We start from the raw sequence: 16,507 nt of genomic DNA, 5'->3' as shown, positions 1-16,507 counted from the left end.
GGCTATTGACTTAATGACGGATAAGATTAAAAAGTAACTAATAGGAAGATATTATGTATAAAGAAATCCCTGTTCCCTGTAATGGGAAATACACAGAATTTCAATCTACAGTTGTTAATGAAATATTAGTTTGGATTGAAATGAACTTAACCAGTCGTTTATTACTCGATGATATCGCACTCAGATCAGGATATACAAAATGGCATTTACAAAGAGTATTTAGAAAAGTCGTAGGTATGCCTTTAGGTGAATATATTCGCCGAAGGAGAATTTGTGAAGCCGCTAAAGACCTATGTTCCACCGAGCTTCAAGTTATTGATATTGCATTAAAATACCAATTCGACTCCCAACAATCTTTTGCAAAGCGATTTAGAGCTTATTTAGGTACGTCACCGTCAGTCTATCGCCTATCGGGTGAAAGTCAAAATGACCCATTACTACTGGAACCTAAAGTAGCTTGATACGCTAATATGAAAATAAAATTTATATTTCCTTTTTTAATAACACTACCAATACAAAGCCCCATGTAAGTTAACTACTGGGGCTTTATTATTTCCCATTTAGTTAAGAAAACCTTAATTTAAAATTAATAAAACCTTAAGGTTTCAGTTTTATATTTACTTTACTATCTTAATAAAAAAATAATAATTTTTGGGGTATATAATTTTATACATTTATCTTTATTAAAAAATAAAGGCTTCACGAGGAAGCCTTTATTTTTTGTGCATTCTAATCAGCAAATAAATTAGAACGGAATATCGTCATCGAAATCCATTGGTGGTTCATTAGTCTGTGGAGCAGGCGCTGATGAGCGTGCGGCTGGAGCTCCGCCACCACTAAATTGCTGTGCTGCTTGCGGCTGTTGAGGTTGGCCCCAACCGCCTTGGCCGCCTTGACCTTGTGATGCTGCATCACCGCCACGGCCACCTAGCATTTGCATTGAGCCGCCGATATTCACAACAACTTCTGTCGTGTAACGGTCTTGACCACTTTGATCTTGCCATTTACGTGTTTGCAAAGAACCTTCTATATAGACTTGTGAACCTTTTTTCAGGTATTCACCCGCCACTTCCGCTAATTTGCCGAAAATAACCACGCGGTGCCATTCGGTTTTTTCACGCATCTCACCGGTTTGCTTGTCACGCCAACTTTCAGAAGTTGCCAGAGTCAGGTTTGCCACAGCTCCGCCGTTAGGCATATAACGGATTTCTGGATCTTGTCCTAGGTTACCGATAAGAATTACTTTATTTACGCCTCTGCTGGCCATTTATTACTCCTGATGCATTGAATTTTAATCTCTGGATTAGCCGTGAAGTTTACCACGACAGAGCTGATTTGCACCAATATTTGAAATTAAGCTTGTTAATTTGCGAAACGCTTTCCAGCTTTTAGTGAAATTCTACCGTGCCAATTTTCAGTATAGACACAAAATAATTCGCACAGCATCTATCTTTTCGATAAATGCAGATCGCTGTTTTTCTGTTTTTCTGTTTTTCTGTTTTTCTGTTTTTCTGTTTCACCATTAAAATCTTACTCTAAATAGTTCAAGCTGTGGCTAGGCGGCAAGCGAAGGTATCGCGGGGAGCATACAAAAGTATGTGACCTGCGTAGCTGAGAGCAGCCAACAACGCCACGGTTTGAAATATGACGAATAGGAAATACTGTATATCCATTCAGCCATAAATATGTGATAATAGTCTCTTGCGATTGTTCAATATCAAATCATCCGGGAAGTGGTAAATGGATAATATCGAAGTCCGCGGCGCACGCACGCATAATCTGAAAAACATCAATCTCATCATCCCTCGCGACAAACTCATTGTTATTACTGGGTTATCTGGTTCAGGGAAATCATCTTTAGCTTTTGATACCCTGTATGCAGAGGGTCAGCGCCGTTATGTTGAATCTTTATCTGCTTATGCTCGCCAGTTTCTTTCTTTAATGGAGAAACCGGATGTCGATCATATTGAAGGGTTATCCCCTGCAATTTCGATTGAACAAAAATCCACTTCACATAACCCACGTTCGACGGTCGGAACCATCACAGAAATTCATGACTATCTGCGGCTATTATTTGCACGTGTTGGTGAACCTCGCTGCCCTGATCACGACATACCGCTTGCGGCTCAAACTGTTAGCCAGATGGTCGATAATGTTCTGGCTCAACCCACCGATCGCCGAATGATGCTACTTGCTCCTGTCGTTAAAGAACGTAAAGGGGAGCACGTTAAGTTACTCGATAACTTAGCCAGCCAAGGCTATATCCGTGCCCGAATTGATGGGGAAGTTTGCGATCTATCCGATCCACCAAAGCTCGAATTACAGAAAAAACATACGATTGAAGTCATTGTCGATCGTTTTAAAATTCGTGATGACATCGCTCAGCGTTTAGCCGAATCCTTTGAAACCGCACTAGAACTCTCTGGCGGTACCGCAATTGTCGCGGATATGGATGATGCGAATGCAGAAGAACTGGTTTTTTCTGCCAATTTTGCCTGCTCTGTTTGCGGCTACAGTATGGTGGAACTTGAACCTCGCCTATTTTCTTTTAACAACCCTGCAGGGGCCTGTCCAAGCTGTGATGGCTTAGGTGTTCAGCAGTTTTTTGATCCCGAAAGAGTCATTCAAAATACTGAAATCTCACTCGCGGGTGGTGCAATTCGGGGTTGGGATCGCCGTAATTTTTACTATTTCCAAATGCTGATGTCATTAGCTGAGCATTATAAATTTGATGTAGAAGCGCCTTATGACACTCTGAGCCCTGCCATTCAAAAAATTATTTTATATGGTTCAGGCAAAGAAACGATTGAGTTTAAATACCGTAATGACCGTGGCGACATCACTGTGCGCCGGCACCCTTTTGAAGGCGTGCTCAATAATATGGAACGCCGTTATAAAGAAACAGAATCAACGGCTGTCCGTGAAGAATTAGCGAAATATATCAGCAACCGTCCATGTGTCTCTTGCAATGGGACGCGCTTACGTAAAGAGGCGCGCTTTGTATTTGTTGAAAATACAACATTGCCTGAAATTGCAGATTACAGCATTGGCCACGCAATGGAGTTTTTCCAAAACCTAAAACTTACAGGCCAGCGCGCTCAAATCGCAGAAAAAGTTTTAAAAGAAATTGGCGATCGCCTGAAATTTCTCGTCAATGTTGGGCTTAATTATCTGACACTTTCACGCTCTGCTGACACCTTGTCTGGTGGCGAAGCACAACGCATTCGTTTAGCAAGCCAAATTGGTGCTGGTTTAGTGGGAGTGATGTATGTCCTTGATGAACCTTCAATTGGCTTACACCAACGTGATAATGACCGCTTACTTGAAACCTTGATCCACCTGCGTGATCTGGGGAATACCGTGATCGTCGTTGAACATGACGAAGACGCGATCCGCACTGCTGACCATGTGATTGATATCGGCCCGGGTGCCGGTGTACATGGTGGGCAAATTGTTGCCCAAGGAACGCTGGAAGATATTGTCGCAAACCCTGACTCACTCACTGGTAAATTTTTAAGTGGTGAGCGCAGAATTGATATCCCACAGAAACGCGTTCCAATAAATAAAGATAAAATGCTGACGGTGTTTGGGGCAAAGGGCAACAACCTGAAAAATGTGACGTTAAAAGTCCCTGTTGGGTTATTTACCTGCATCACTGGCGTGTCTGGTTCAGGCAAATCAACACTGATAAACGATACGCTATTCCCTATTGCTCAACGCCAATTAAATGGGGCGACTACCATCACCCCTGCCCCTTATTTAGATGTAGAAGGTTTAGAGCACTTTGACAAAGTCATTGATATTGACCAGAGCCCAATAGGCCGTACACCACGTTCGAACCCTGCCACCTATACTGGTGTGTTTACACCTGTACGTGAACTATTTGCTGGTGTGCCTGAGTCTCGGACTCGTGGTTATAACCCAGGGCGTTTTAGCTTTAACGTTAAAGGCGGTCGTTGTGAAGCTTGCCAAGGTGATGGGGTTATTAAGGTTGAAATGCACTTTTTGCCTGATGTGTATGTCCCTTGTGACCAATGTAAAGGCAAACGCTATAACCGCGAAACGCTAGAAATTAAATATAAAGGTAAAAATATCCATGAAGTGCTGGATATGACCATCGAAGAGTCTCGTGAATTTTTTGATGCCGTACCTGCCCTTGCCCGCAAGTTACAAACGCTGATGGACGTTGGTTTATCCTATATCCGCCTCGGTCAATCAGCGACGACGCTCTCTGGTGGTGAAGCACAGCGTGTGAAATTAGCTAAAGAGTTATCTAAACGCGGTACAGGGCAAACTATCTATATTTTGGATGAACCAACAACTGGCCTGCACTTTGCTGATATTCAACAGCTCTTAGTCGTTTTACATCAGCTTCGTGACCAAGGAAACACCATTGTGGTGATTGAGCACAACCTTGATGTCATCAAGACAGCGGACTGGATTGTCGATTTAGGCCCTGAAGGGGGTAGTGGCGGCGGTGAAATCTTAATTGCAGGCACACCAGAAGAAGTGGCTGAGTGTGAAAAATCTCACACCGCACGGTTCTTAAAAACGATTTTAGAACGCGGCTACTAAGTAGAAAGGCCATTAAAAAATAAGTAAGAAGATTATCAGGGAGCATTTTGTTCCCTGATAATTATTACGATAGCTAAGAATTATTGGCTAACGGCAGCAAATGCTTCAACAATGCGTTTAACATTATGGCGATTGACACCTGCCATACAAACACGGCCAGTTCCAACCAAGTAAACCGCAAATTCGTCTTTCAGGCGAGCCACTTGCTCTTTAGAAAAACCAGTGTAGCTGAACATGCCACGCTGCTTTAATAAGTGATCGAAATTTTGGTTTGGTAATGATTTTTTTAGCTCATCGACCAGTACCGTACGCATGTCTAAAATACGTAAGCGCATCTCTTCCACTTCCGCTAACCATTTGGCTTTTTCAGCGCTATTGGTTAATACCGCAGCAACAATTTTTGCACCATTAGATGGCGGGCTAGAATATAAACGGCGAACACCCGCTTTTAGCTGGCCTAACACACGGTCACGTTCATCTTGGTTTTCACAGATCACAGAAAGGCCACCTGCACGTTCACCGTAGATACCAAAGATTTTAGAAAATGAGTTACTGACAAACACGGGTAAGCCAGCTTTAACCATCGCTCGGATAGCATAAGCATCTTCATTAATGCCTTCTGCAAAACCTTGATAAGCAATATCTAAAAATGGGATCAATTTGCGTTCTAATGCTACCTTAGTGACTTCATCCCATTGTGCAGGAGTCAGGTCGGAGCCTGTTGGGTTATGACAGCACGGGTGCATTAGGATGATGCTATTAGCAGGCAATTGTTTGAATGTCGCTAGCATCTCATCAAATTTAACGCCTTTGGTTTTTTCATCAAAGTACGGGTAGTAATGCACTTTTGTTCCCGCACCTGAAAAAATAGAGGCATGGTTTTCCCAAGTTGGGTCACTGCACCACACTTCGGAATCGGGATAATATTGATGTAAAAAATCAGCACCAATTTTTAACGCACCAGAACCACCAATCGTTTGGACGGTAGCGATACGTTCCTGTGCAATTAGCGGGCAATCCTCACCAAATACTAATTTTTGTAATTCAGTACGGTAATCTTTCAAACCTTCCATAGGCAAATACAGTGATGCGCTTGCTGGCAGTTTATTTAACGCCGCTTTTGCCGTACCGACTGTCGCCAGTTCAGGGGTTTTCCCGTCACCATCATAGTAAAGACCGATACTCAAATTAATTTTATTTTCACGAGAGTCTTTATTAAATTCATCCATTAACGACAGAATTGGGTCGCCCGGATAAGCATCAACATGTTCGAACACAGGACATCTCCTAATCATTATTTTACGCTAAATAAACCAAGCGATGATTTGCCATATTTAGCGCCATTTTTACGTTGTTATCTGAAAATAACCCTTTGCTGGCTATTCGTCTACATATTCCATTGCAACTCTAGAGGTTAACTTCGTCAGTAACTCATAGTTGATAATGCCTGTTTGTGTGGCAATTTCTTCAACCGGTAGTTGATTTCCCCACAAAATAACGTCATCCCCCACTTTATCATCGGCATTTAGTCCCAAATCCACCACTGTCATATCCATGGAAATTCGCCCAACAATAGGCACTTTTCGCCCATTAATTAACACCGGTGTGCCTGAAGGTACGTTACGTGGATAACCATCACCATAGCCGATTGCAACAACACCAAGCAGTGTGTCTTTGTCACTACACCATGTTTCACCATAACCTACACATTGTCCTGCCGCATGTTCCCTAACCGCAATTAATGTTGATTTTAGTGTCATCACAGGAAGCAAACCGAAGTCTTCTGCACTTTTCCCTTCTTGTGGCGAAGCGCCATACATCATGATCCCTGGACGAACCCAGTCATAGTGAGCTTCTGGCCAAAGTAAAATTCCTGCGGAGGCGGCAATGGATTTCTCACCCTCTTTACCGTCAATAAACTGTTTAAAGCAGGCAATTTGTTTTTCAGTTGTCGGTAAATGGGGGGCATCCGCTTGGCAAAAATGACTAACAATATTGATAGGGAGCTGAACTTGCTGGCAGCGTTGTAAACGTTGATAAAAGCCTTCGGCATCTTTAGGAAGTATGCCAAGGCGGTGCATACCTGTATCCAGTTTCATCCAAACTTTAAGAGGATAGGGTAATTTGGTAGCTTCTAGCATTTCAAGCTGTTCTATACAGTGGATCACGGTGTCAATCTGGTGTTCTGCCATTAACAACAAGTCAGATTGTTCAAAAAAACCCTCCAGTAAAACAATCGGTTTTATCACACCGTGCTGCCGTAATAGTAGCGCCTCATTGAGTCTTGCCACACCAAAGCCATCCACCAGCTCTTCTACTGCCTGACCAACCCCTACTAACCCATGACCATAAGCGTTTGCTTTGACAACTGCAATCATCTGGCTATTTGGTGCAATTTCTTTCACCCGTTGCAAGTTGTGTCGCAGAGCGCGGCGGTTTATCAATGCGGTTGCCGCTTTCATTGTTTCCTCGTTCTTTTTCTCTAAACCCGCTAAAAATTAAGCTGCCCTTTGGCAGCCCAATATATTCTCTATTTGTTATACGCTAAAAAATATCAATTTCCATTCGATCTTGTTTCTGTATAAAGAAAAAATTATTCAAACTAGTTTAACTTTAATACTCTAAATAGTTTGCATTGTCGCTAGGCGGCGATTGAGCTAATCCAAGAAGCATACATAAGTATATGATTCGCGTAGCCGAGTGCAGCCAACACCGTGACAGCGCAAAATATGACGAGTATTTATGATGAGGATTTAGTCCTCATCATTATAAGCTGGCCCTGCATAATTATCGAAGCGCGACCACTGCCCATTAAACGTCAACCGCACCGTACCAATCGGCCCATTACGCTGTTTACCGAGAATGATTTCCGCAACCCCTTTGAGCTCACTATTATCGTGATAAACCTCATCACGATAGATAAACATGATTAAGTCCGCATCCTGCTCGATAGACCCTGATTCACGTAAATCCGAGTTAACAGGGCGCTTATCGGCACGTTGCTCAAGACTACGGTTTAACTGCGACAGAGCCACCACAGGTACATTTAATTCTTTCGCTAGCGCCTTAAGTGAACGTGAAATTTCGGCAATTTCTAACGTACGGTTGTCAGAAAGAGCAGGAACTCGCATCAATTGGAGGTAGTCAATCATGATCAAACTTAAACCACCATGTTCACGATAAATACGCCTCGCACGTGAACGAACCTCTGTGGGAGTCAGGCCCGAAGAGTCATCGATGTACATATTGCGCTTTTCCATCAAAATACCCATCGTGCTTGAAATTCGCGCCCAATCCTCATCATCAAGTTGCCCAGTACGAATACGGGTTTGGTCAACACGGGATAATGATGCCAACATACGCATCATGATTTGGTTTCCTGGCATCTCTAAACTGAAGATTAAAACAGGTTTTTCTTCCGTCATCGCCGCGTTTTCGCACAAGTTCATTGCAAAAGTGGTTTTCCCCATCGATGGACGCGCGGCCACAATAATTAAATCAGAACCTTGTAAACCTGCGGTTTTTTTATCGAGGTCTTGGTAACCTGTTGAAACCCCAGTAACACCGTCGTGCGGTTGTTGGTAAAGTTGCTCAATTTTTTCAACAGTTTCAGACAAAATGGCTTCAATACCTTTTGGCCCTTCGTCTTTATTCGCTCTTGACTCGGCGATTTGGAATACTTTGGTTTCGGCTAAATCGAGGAGATCTTCACTGCTTCGCCCTTGTGGATCATAACCTGCATCTGCAATTTCATTAGCGACTGAAATCATATCGCGAACAATCGCACGTTCGCGGACGATGTCTGCATAAGCATTAATATTCGCCGCACTTGGCGTATTTTTAGATAGCTCAGCCAAATAAGCAAAACCACCGACGCTATCCAACTCACCCTGCTGTTCTAGTGATTCTGATAAAGTGATAAGGTCAATAGGTTTGCCTTGCTCAAGCAAAAATTGCATCTGTGAGAAAATGGTACGGTGGGGGCGGCTAAAGAAATCAGCGTGAGTCACACGTTCAGAAACGGTATCCCAACGCTCGTTATCTAACATTAACCCCCCTAAAACAGACTGCTCCGCTTCGAGAGAATGTGGTGGAAGTTTTAACCCTTCCATTTGGTGGTCTCGTGGGGTATCCGTTTTGAAATTTGATGAGGGTTTTTTAGCCATACATTAATATCCAAGTCTATAATTAACGATCTGCGCTTAGTATACGCCAATCTTATTTTTTTGTGGTTTTCTTTGCGTCTTTGCGCAAAGTAATCACAAGATAAAATACATCACTGAAAGCACAAACCTATAATTCTTCTGATTGAAACATGGCGTTATGATAAAACGATTGTTATTGTAATTAAAATGAATAGTCCTTATTGGAGATTGTCATGGCAAAACGTATTGAATTCGCTCAACATGGCGGCGCTGATGTACTTAACTTAGTAGATTATTCCCCAGCAAACCCAGCAGATAATGAAATTCAAATAGAAAACCGTGCTATCGGGATTAACTTTATCGACACCTATGTTCGCAGCGGTTTATACCCTGTTGCTAAGCTACCAAGTGGCCTTGGTACAGAGGCGGCAGGTGTTGTTGTGAAAACTGGTGCCCATGTCACAGGTTTCAAGCCCGGTGACCGTGTCGTTTATGCGCAAGGCCCTCTAGGTGCTTATAGCGAAGTCCATAATGTCCCTGAAAGTGCCGTGGCACACCTTCCTGATGATATTACCTTTGAACAAGCCGCAGCCAGCTCATTAAAAGGCATGACGGTTTATTATTTATTCCATCAGACATATCAACTGAAACGTGACGAAGTCTTTCTGTTCCACGCCGCTGCAGGTGGCGTTGGGTTGATAGCTTGCCAATGGGCAAACGCGCTAGGCGCCAAGATGATAGGCACGGTGGGTTCTGCAGATAAAGCATTAAGAGCAAAAGATGCCGGAGCATGGGAAGTCATCAATTACCAAACAGAAGACATTGCAGCTCGCGTGAAAGAAATCACTAATGGCGAGAAAGTGAATGTGGCGTATGACTCAGTGGGCCAATCCACATGGATTGCTTCTTTAGACTCGCTCAAGCGTCGCGGCTTAATGGTGAGTTTTGGTAACGCTTCTGGTCCTGTTACCGGTGTAAACTTAGGAATTTTAAACCAAAAAGGCGGATTATACGTCACTCGCCCATCACTTGGTGTCTATGTGACTAACCGTGCTGAGCTAGACCAAGCTAGTAATGCCTTATTTGATATGATTTTAAGCGGAAAAGTGAATGTAGATGTGCCGCAATCACAAATTTTTGCTTTAAAAGATGCACAGAAAGCTCACCTCACTATCGAATCAAGAAAAACCCAAGGTTCGAGTTTGCTTATTCCGTGATAAATAACCCCCTTAATTAGCCAGTCATTTTTGCTAGTTAAGGGGCTTTATCTATTTTTAAGATTTAATTCTAGAGCTTAAACAGAGGAAGCTATGTGCCGATAAACATAGACGCCAGATATAAAAGAAATCATTACTGCTACTGACATAAAATAATAAATAACAGTTGTTGAATCGCCAAAAAAGTATATAACCATTCCAATAAAAGGGAGCACAGACTGATTAAGCAATACAATAATAGATGAGACTCCAGCAAAATAATTTGACGGAATACATTCTATACGTACCATTCGACAAATATTTCCTGTAAAGACTTTACCAATAATAGAAATTGCGTAGAAACAAACGAATATTATAAATGATGAAGGATATGATATTAAAAAAATCGAACTCCCCGTAATAATCAGAACCGCGCTAAGTAGAAGTTTTTTCCGCTGAATAAAGTGAGTTAATGAACTATAGAGATAGGTTCCAGTGACACCACAAAGGCCAGCCGCAACATCAATAAAACCGAAATACTTCGCAGGAAGCCCCATTTCTTTGTCAATCAATGCTGTACCACTCGATTCAATAATGCTATCAAACATATTATTACCAATGGCGAGTAATACGGTTAAAAACAATATTGGTATAGAAAAAATATAGATAAAATGGTGTTTGAACAGCCCATTTTCCTGACCTGAAACATTCTGATTATCTTCATGCTTCATATTGCTCAATTCTTTTTTCTTTAAAATAAAAAAAAGAGCATTAATAATATAAAGTAAAAGTGGAATGATAAGTACTGTACGAATCCCATAGTCGATAATTATCATGCCAATCAATGGACCTACTATCATTCCAGAAAAGTCCATTCTTGATATTAAATTAACATGATATTCCTTTTTGTAACTTATTAATGAGATAATTTTCTCATAAGAAATAATAGTTTGAGAGTTTCCTATTGATATTAGGCTACCCACAATACCAAATGCGACTGCAATTATTAGGTCTGAAGAAAAATCATTGAAAGCTAAAAATAGACATCCTATTGATTTGATAACATCAGATAAAATAGAAAGTGGGCGTACTCCAAGTCTATCAATGTATTTACCAATAAGTGGAATAATTAATATTCTTGGTAACCACCATAGAGCATAGGATAAACCTGAATATTCAATACTACCTGTTAACTGGTAAACTAGAACTGGCGTGAGAAAGACCATAAGGCCATCCGCAGTAAGTACGCAAAAAAGCATTAAAAAGAATAGGTTGCTCATAACTTATATTTTTATACCTTCTCCTTCAATAACACTTTAACATATCGACCTAACTTATCATCAAATACCACTACTGATTTAGGTGTGTTGTGCGTGGGTGCCTCTCTGACTATTTCCTTCTGCTTCTCAATCAGAAACTCATAGTATTTTTTATCTGCTTTGATATTATTTGTCTTATAACTCATATAATTTAGATTTTTTATTGGCCAGTCTATTACATCATGACCAGGAATATATTCTTTATCCTCACTGATATAAATAATCGGTCTATTAACAGTAACCACGCCAGCCATATTCATCAGGGCATGCGCTACACCACATGGAATAACTAATTCCACATTAGGCAAAGGAGTGAATGTTATTTCATCTTCAACGAAAATAGTATCCGAACCTTCCCTCATATCAACTAGCTTTAGTGTAATTTGATGTTCGGCTTTACCCAGAAAAGTTAAATGGTCTTCTTGGCCCAAATGTAATCCATAAGAATCAAAATCGTAATGTTCATAACCATGTTCTACAATATACATCGGTGACATTCTTGTCAGTGGGACAATTCCACTGTATTTCCCTGTTTTGACTGATGGAATTTCTTTAAATTCAACACCAATAATTATTGAATTAGGTAGAACCAAAACCTCATCATCATTAATTTTCTCTCTGATACGTACATTTATTTTGCTTCCATCATCTAAGTTAAGCTCTCGAGTTTCAGAATGTTGAAATTTGTGTTTCATTAAATTTTTATGCTGATATTCAGCAATACGATGATAAACAATATCAGCTGCTTCTTCTGTCATTGGAAAGTAGCCAGATACCTCTAAAGGATGAACATTTTCTGGTATATTTATAACATCATTGTCAGGAAACCAAGTAAGGTCAGGTCGCGATAATGTTTCAATATCAGGAAGAGAAAGTGCATAGGAATTAATTGTGAATATATTTTCCAGATTATGAAATGTATGAGCAATGCCAGGTGGAATTACAAGTGTTTTTGCCGAAGATGGAGTAATATTAAATTCCAATGACACTCTGAATGTGGGGGAATTTGCACGGCAATCGATGAATTTTGCAGTTATGATTTGCTCTGTATTTCCGATGAAAGTCAGCGTATCTTGCTGGCCTAAATGAATCCCATACTGACCGTATTTAAATTCATGCTCACCATGATAGATAATATTTATAGGGTAGGTAGTAACGAAAGGAATAACATATGAGTCTGACTTTCCATTATTAACTCTCCATCGTGAGATCCAATGTAACCCTGTAATAGTTATTTTTTGGTTGAGATCATTAATTTCATCCATATAAAACCTCATTTAAGGTGGCAGCCCTAACCTACAGGCCGCCAAGATAATTAAATATTGACCACTTCTATGTCATAACCTGCACTTTCTGCACTTTTTATTAGTTCGCTTAGGCTACTTGTATTAAGTTGATAATATTTATCATCTGCTGGTGCATTTTAGATTCCAGCCAGATAAGCAAGCTTATCTAAAGCAACAATTGCCACAGATTTTGTCTGTAGGATCATGTCAGTAAAACTATTTCCTTCTGCATTTATTACTTCAACACTTTTTGGAGATTTGTATAGGCGGGCTATATTTTGAATTTCGCTCATATGAGCTCCTTACTTTAGATTAAAAAGTATATAGGTATGTTTATGTCATGAAGGTGAAATGAAATATTAAAAAAACATTTCATTAACACTTATAGCATCGACATTTTTATTCTGTCAATAACCAATTAGTTTTTTAATCCAAAAAACACCAAAATTTCGATATTAATATTCACATATATTTAATATGAAATTATATAATAAACATAGTAACAAATATCCATTCAAGAAATAGAACTTACCATTCACTAGATCTTTTATATTCAAGAAATGTCATTGCAGTCTGCGATTGACGATAATTGGCTTTTACATAATCGATTCTCTCGATGGAATTTTCGCCAAGGAAGCCCATCAAATAAAGAATGAAATGAGTAAAGAAAATAGAGAGGATCGCTGCATATGTCACCCCTTTTCAAAGACCTAAGCCAGCGAAAGCTGGCTTAGGTGTTGGCAACGTGCGAAATCAATAAGATATTAGTATTTCAATGAATTACATAACCGTATGCATTTAAACATTCCTATACTTGTTCAATTAAGATCGCACTCAAACTGAACAAATATTATACAATCCATAAAGTTACATAAAGTAACTGTAATTGAGCTAGAGTTTTGCCTTTACGAGTAATTTATACTCACTCACCACGCGTCACAAATTCGAGAGCTTGCTCAACAACGACTAAGTCAGCCCCTTTTTTATGCGCATTTTCACTTAAATGACGACGCCACTGACGTGCGCCGGGGATACCTTGGAAAATCCCTAACATATGGCGGGTCATATGGCCTAAATAAGCGCCTTTCGATAACTCTTTTTCGATGTAAGGGTACATCGCTCTAACAGCGTCAACACCATTAGTGACAGGAAAGTGCTCACCAAACAATTGGTTATCAACCGCCGTTAAAATAGACGGGTTTTGATAGGCTTCGCGCCCCACCATGACGCCATCTAGGTGTTGAAGATGCTCTTTTGCTTCTTCCAGCGTTTTGACTCCACCATTAATCGCCATGGTCAAATGAGGAAAATCACGTTTTAATTGATAAACTCGCGGGTAATCAAGTGGTGGGATTTCGCGATTTTCTTTTGGGCTAAGGCCGGACAACCATGCTTTACGTGCATGGATAATAAACATTTCACAGCCGCCTTTATCAGAAACAGTTTCAATAAAATCACATAAAAACGCGTAGCTGTCTTGCTCATCAATACCAATACGAGTTTTTACGGTTACAGGAATAGAAACCACGTCTTGCATGGCTTTCACACAATCAGCAACAAGCTGCGCATCTCCCATTAAGCAAGCACCAAAACGCCCATTTTGTACACGATCTGATGGGCAACCTACATTTAGGTTAATTTCATCATAACCACGCTCTTGTGCCAATTTGGCACATTGCGCTAATGCGGCAGGATCGCTACCACCAAGCTGTAATGCAACAGGATGCTCTTCCTCACTAAAAGCAAGATAGTCCCCTTTTCCGTAAATAATCGCCCCTGTTGTGACCATTTCGGTATACAGCAAGGTGTTTTTGCTTAATAAGCGATGAAAATAACGGCAATGGCGATCTGTCCAATCGAGCATCGGCGCAACGGAAAATCGGTTTAGGTTGGTGTAGCCTTGTTTTGAGGTATTTTGATGCATGGTGGTCTTGTGTATTGAAATCAAATGGATAGCCCCAAAAAGTAAGGAGCCAAGCAAAAACAGCAGGCTATTATAACATAGAGCGAATTAAGTGCGATGATGACGAAAATGAGCGGCTGAACTCAGTTAATTTAACGAAATAACCCCCGATATGAGCAAGGTCGTATCGAGGATTTTTAAACCAATTATGTCATTTTAATACCCAGTTACGTACTATTTTTTCGCAGAAAGCAGTGCATAGCTGGTCATTAAATTACGGTAATCAGGGATATGGTTTGAAAACAAAGTGCCTAACCCTTCCACATCATTACGCCAATCACGGTGTAATTCACAAGCAGCACCAAACCAGCTCATCAATTGAGCACCTGCTTTTGACATTCTATCCCACGCGGCATCACGTGTAATCGGGTTAAATGTACCTGAGGCATCAGTGATCACAAAAACTTCATAGCCTTCTTCCAGTGCAGATAGTGCAGGAAATGCCACGCATACTTCAGTCACAACACCGGCAATAATCAGCTGTTTTTTACCTGTGGCTTTGACAGCTTTAACGAACTCTTCGTTATCCCACGCGTTGATTTGACCAGGGCGAGCAATGAAAGGGGCATCAGGAAATGTTTCTTTTAATTCAGGAACTAACGGGCCATTAGGACCATCTTCAAAAGATGTAGTCAAAATAGTTGGTAAGTTAAAATACTTTGCCAAATCGGCCAGTGCTAACACGCTGTTCTTGAATTTATCTGGGTCTTGATCACGAACTAGCGATAACAAACCCGTTTGATGGTCAACAAGTAATACAGCTGCATTATCTTTATCTAGGCGGTTATATTTGAAACTCATATCAACGACTCCTCAATGATTAGAAAAGTACTCTATGTGGGTTCAGATAAAACAAAAGTGGTATTTAATCTGCTTATCGCGCCTAAAACACCACTTTTTATCAAAAATATTTCAACAAGATGAATTCATACAATTCGTTATTTAGTTTCTGCGCTCATTGTGACAAAATTCCCCATACGAGCACTGGTAATTGTATAGCTATCTGCGCCCGCTGCTTTAGCTTTAGCTGCAATTTTCGCTTCTGTTGAAGCTAGCGTATCACCTGTTGCGGTGATTATTGCTGCTGATGCACCAAATGCGACGAAAGATAATACAGAAGCTGCCATCAAAGTTTTTAACATGTTCATAGTCTAATTCCTTCATTTTTTATTCGATGAGACAACCCTTGTTGTCTGCGATGAAGGCATCATATCGACAATGTTATTTAGGTTAAAGCTAATAATATAGCTCAACTTATTCAAATTAACTGAATGAAGTACATTATCTGAAACTCACCATGGAATAAAACCGAAAGATATAATCAAGCAGCCTTATGGTATGCTTTCCCAAAGTTGGTTTACTTCTCGCGCAACCTTTAATAGGAACTGTATATGCCACTCAATAACCGAACACTCCCTACATTTAGGTACCACCCGAACCCTATTGAAACAGAAGCTTTTCTGACGGATAAAACAGTAACCTGTGATTGTTGTAAGCAACCTACTGATATTTATTATGAAAGCCCGTTTTATTCTACTGAGGATATTGATGCTTTGTGTCCTTGGTGTATTGCTGATGGTTCTGCCAGTGCAAAATTTGATGGTGAGTTTCAAGACCCTGCCAGTGTTGAAGGTATTGATTGCGAATATGACGAGGACGGCGAGTTTTCACATACTCTAAACCCCTACCCTACTGAAATGTTTGATGAACTAATTAAACGAACACCGGGCTATCAAGGGTGGCAACAAGAAATTTGGCTCGCACACTGCCAAGAGCCTTGTGAATTCATAGGCTATGTTTACTGGGATGACATCAAAGATAGACTCGATGAATTTGTTTCCCTTGAAAATGATATCGCTGATTATGGTTTTTCAATTTCAGAGCTCGCGAATATTCTCCATCAAGATAGCTCTGCTCAAGGTTATTTATTCCGTTGTTTACATTGCAAAAAACTACGTTTGCATTTTGATTTTAGCTAATTTATATCAACTAAATCGCGTGAAGAGGCTTATCTTCACGCTCT

14 protein-coding genes are annotated in these 16,507 nt (G+C 40.5%); 4 read left to right on the top strand and 10 right to left on the bottom strand.

Annotated features, from left to right (window positions below; translation table 11 throughout):
- Nucleotides 1–53 precede the first annotated feature (53 nt).
- Nucleotides 54–461 carry a helix-turn-helix domain-containing protein gene (locus FVA72_RS02805; protein WP_110592474.1) on the top strand — a complete coding sequence of 136 codons (408 nt, stop codon included), beginning with the start codon at nucleotides 54–56 and terminating at the stop codon, nucleotides 459–461.
- A 284-nt stretch (nucleotides 462–745) separates the two neighbouring features.
- On the opposite strand, the gene FVA72_RS02800 is transcribed toward FVA72_RS02805, so the two are convergent.
- The gene (locus FVA72_RS02800) at nucleotides 746–1,267 is read right to left on the bottom strand and encodes a single-stranded DNA-binding protein (RefSeq protein ID WP_094961402.1); all 522 of its coding nucleotides are present in this window, start codon (nucleotides 1,265–1,267) and stop codon (nucleotides 746–748) included.
- A 473-nt stretch (nucleotides 1,268–1,740) separates the two neighbouring features.
- Here FVA72_RS02800 and uvrA point away from each other — a divergent pair, with 473 nt between their 5' ends.
- The gene (gene uvrA / locus FVA72_RS02795) at nucleotides 1,741–4,575 is read left to right on the top strand and encodes an excinuclease ABC subunit UvrA (RefSeq protein WP_110592475.1); all 2,835 of its coding nucleotides are present in this window, start codon (nucleotides 1,741–1,743) and stop codon (nucleotides 4,573–4,575) included.
- Nucleotides 4,576–4,655: 80 nt separating this feature from the next.
- On the opposite strand, the gene FVA72_RS02790 is transcribed toward uvrA, so the two are convergent.
- The 3 genes from FVA72_RS02790 to dnaB all read right to left on the bottom strand — a co-directional run bounded on the left by FVA72_RS02790 (nucleotide 4,656) and on the right by dnaB (nucleotide 8,741).
- Nucleotides 4,656–5,852: an aromatic amino acid transaminase gene (locus FVA72_RS02790; protein WP_110592476.1), complete on the bottom strand. Its 1,197-nt coding sequence runs from the start codon at nucleotides 5,850–5,852 to the stop codon at nucleotides 4,656–4,658.
- A 102-nt stretch (nucleotides 5,853–5,954) separates the two neighbouring features.
- Nucleotides 5,955–7,037: an alanine racemase gene (gene alr, locus FVA72_RS02785; protein ID WP_004260901.1), complete on the bottom strand. Its 1,083-nt coding sequence runs from the start codon at nucleotides 7,035–7,037 to the stop codon at nucleotides 5,955–5,957.
- Between the two features lie 291 nt (nucleotides 7,038–7,328).
- On the bottom strand, nucleotides 7,329–8,741 hold the full coding sequence (dnaB, locus tag FVA72_RS02780) for a replicative DNA helicase (RefSeq protein ID WP_110592477.1): 1,413 nt from the start codon (nucleotides 8,739–8,741) through the stop codon (nucleotides 7,329–7,331).
- Nucleotides 8,742–8,953: 212 nt separating this feature from the next.
- On the opposite strand from dnaB, the gene FVA72_RS02775 reads away from it, so the two are divergent.
- Nucleotides 8,954–9,937 carry a quinone oxidoreductase gene (locus FVA72_RS02775; protein ID WP_110592478.1) on the top strand — a complete coding sequence of 328 codons (984 nt, stop codon included), beginning with the start codon at nucleotides 8,954–8,956 and terminating at the stop codon, nucleotides 9,935–9,937.
- Nucleotides 9,938–10,014: 77 nt separating this feature from the next.
- On the opposite strand, the gene FVA72_RS02770 is transcribed toward FVA72_RS02775, so the two are convergent.
- From FVA72_RS02770 to FVA72_RS02745, 6 genes are all read right to left on the bottom strand, one after another.
- The gene (locus FVA72_RS02770) at nucleotides 10,015–11,196 is read right to left on the bottom strand and encodes an MFS transporter (RefSeq protein WP_036958321.1); all 1,182 of its coding nucleotides are present in this window, start codon (nucleotides 11,194–11,196) and stop codon (nucleotides 10,015–10,017) included.
- Between the two features lie 11 nt (nucleotides 11,197–11,207).
- Nucleotides 11,208–12,500 carry a dTDP-4-dehydrorhamnose 3,5-epimerase family protein gene (locus FVA72_RS02765; RefSeq protein ID WP_243154732.1) on the bottom strand — a complete coding sequence of 431 codons (1,293 nt, stop codon included), beginning with the start codon at nucleotides 12,498–12,500 and terminating at the stop codon, nucleotides 11,208–11,210.
- Nucleotides 12,501–12,658: 158 nt separating this feature from the next.
- The gene (locus FVA72_RS21620) at nucleotides 12,659–12,814 is read right to left on the bottom strand and encodes a hypothetical protein (RefSeq protein WP_231136011.1); all 156 of its coding nucleotides are present in this window, start codon (nucleotides 12,812–12,814) and stop codon (nucleotides 12,659–12,661) included.
- Nucleotides 12,815–13,443: 629 nt separating this feature from the next.
- Nucleotides 13,444–14,445 (bottom strand): tRNA dihydrouridine(20/20a) synthase DusA, encoded by a 1,002-nt coding sequence (gene dusA, locus FVA72_RS02755; protein ID WP_109912593.1) that lies wholly within the window; start codon nucleotides 14,443–14,445, stop codon nucleotides 13,444–13,446.
- Nucleotides 14,446–14,658: 213 nt separating this feature from the next.
- Nucleotides 14,659–15,285, bottom strand: coding sequence for an isochorismate family cysteine hydrolase YcaC (gene ycaC, locus FVA72_RS02750; protein ID WP_004260919.1), 627 nt, complete (start codon nucleotides 15,283–15,285; stop codon nucleotides 14,659–14,661).
- Nucleotides 15,286–15,422: 137 nt separating this feature from the next.
- Nucleotides 15,423–15,632 (bottom strand): YdgH/BhsA/McbA-like domain containing protein, encoded by a 210-nt coding sequence (locus FVA72_RS02745; RefSeq protein ID WP_096864604.1) that lies wholly within the window; start codon nucleotides 15,630–15,632, stop codon nucleotides 15,423–15,425.
- Between the two features lie 243 nt (nucleotides 15,633–15,875).
- Between FVA72_RS02745 and cbrC the strand changes: the two genes are divergently transcribed.
- A complete protein-coding gene (cbrC, locus tag FVA72_RS02740; protein ID WP_096864603.1) occupies nucleotides 15,876–16,463 on the top strand; it encodes a PF03691 family colicin E2 tolerance protein CbrC in 588 nt (195 codons plus the stop codon).
- Nucleotides 16,464–16,507: the final 44 nt, after the last annotated feature.

This window comes from Providencia sp. PROV061 (assembly GCF_011045655.1).
GTDB classification, from domain to species: domain Bacteria; phylum Pseudomonadota; class Gammaproteobacteria; order Enterobacterales; family Enterobacteriaceae; genus Providencia; species Providencia hangzhouensis.
Note: the sequence above shows the minus strand (reverse complement) of the source record. Positions and strands in the feature narration are given on the sequence as shown.

Excerpts from the sequence above, each read along its gene's own strand:
- FVA72_RS02805 (WP_110592474.1), top strand. The coding sequence starts at position 54 with ATGTATAAAGAAATCCCTGTTCCCTGTAATGGGAAATACACAGAATTT.
- FVA72_RS02800 (WP_094961402.1), bottom strand. The coding sequence starts at position 1,267 with ATGGCCAGCAGAGGCGTAAATAAAGTAATTCTTATCGGTAACCTAGGA.
- uvrA (WP_110592475.1), top strand. The coding sequence starts at position 1,741 with ATGGATAATATCGAAGTCCGCGGCGCACGCACGCATAATCTGAAAAAC.
- alr (WP_004260901.1), bottom strand. The coding sequence starts at position 7,037 with ATGAAAGCGGCAACCGCATTGATAAACCGCCGCGCTCTGCGACACAAC.
- dnaB (WP_110592477.1), bottom strand. The coding sequence starts at position 8,741 with ATGGCTAAAAAACCCTCATCAAATTTCAAAACGGATACCCCACGAGAC.
- FVA72_RS02775 (WP_110592478.1), top strand. The coding sequence starts at position 8,954 with ATGGCAAAACGTATTGAATTCGCTCAACATGGCGGCGCTGATGTACTT.
- FVA72_RS02770 (WP_036958321.1), bottom strand. The coding sequence starts at position 11,196 with ATGAGCAACCTATTCTTTTTAATGCTTTTTTGCGTACTTACTGCGGAT.
- FVA72_RS02765 (WP_243154732.1), bottom strand. The coding sequence starts at position 12,500 with ATGGATGAAATTAATGATCTCAACCAAAAAATAACTATTACAGGGTTA.
- FVA72_RS21620 (WP_231136011.1), bottom strand. The coding sequence starts at position 12,814 with ATGAGCGAAATTCAAAATATAGCCCGCCTATACAAATCTCCAAAAAGT.
- dusA (WP_109912593.1), bottom strand. The coding sequence starts at position 14,445 with ATGCATCAAAATACCTCAAAACAAGGCTACACCAACCTAAACCGATTT.
- ycaC (WP_004260919.1), bottom strand. The coding sequence starts at position 15,285 with ATGAGTTTCAAATATAACCGCCTAGATAAAGATAATGCAGCTGTATTA.
- FVA72_RS02745 (WP_096864604.1), bottom strand. The coding sequence starts at position 15,632 with ATGAACATGTTAAAAACTTTGATGGCAGCTTCTGTATTATCTTTCGTC.
- cbrC (WP_096864603.1), top strand. The coding sequence starts at position 15,876 with ATGCCACTCAATAACCGAACACTCCCTACATTTAGGTACCACCCGAAC.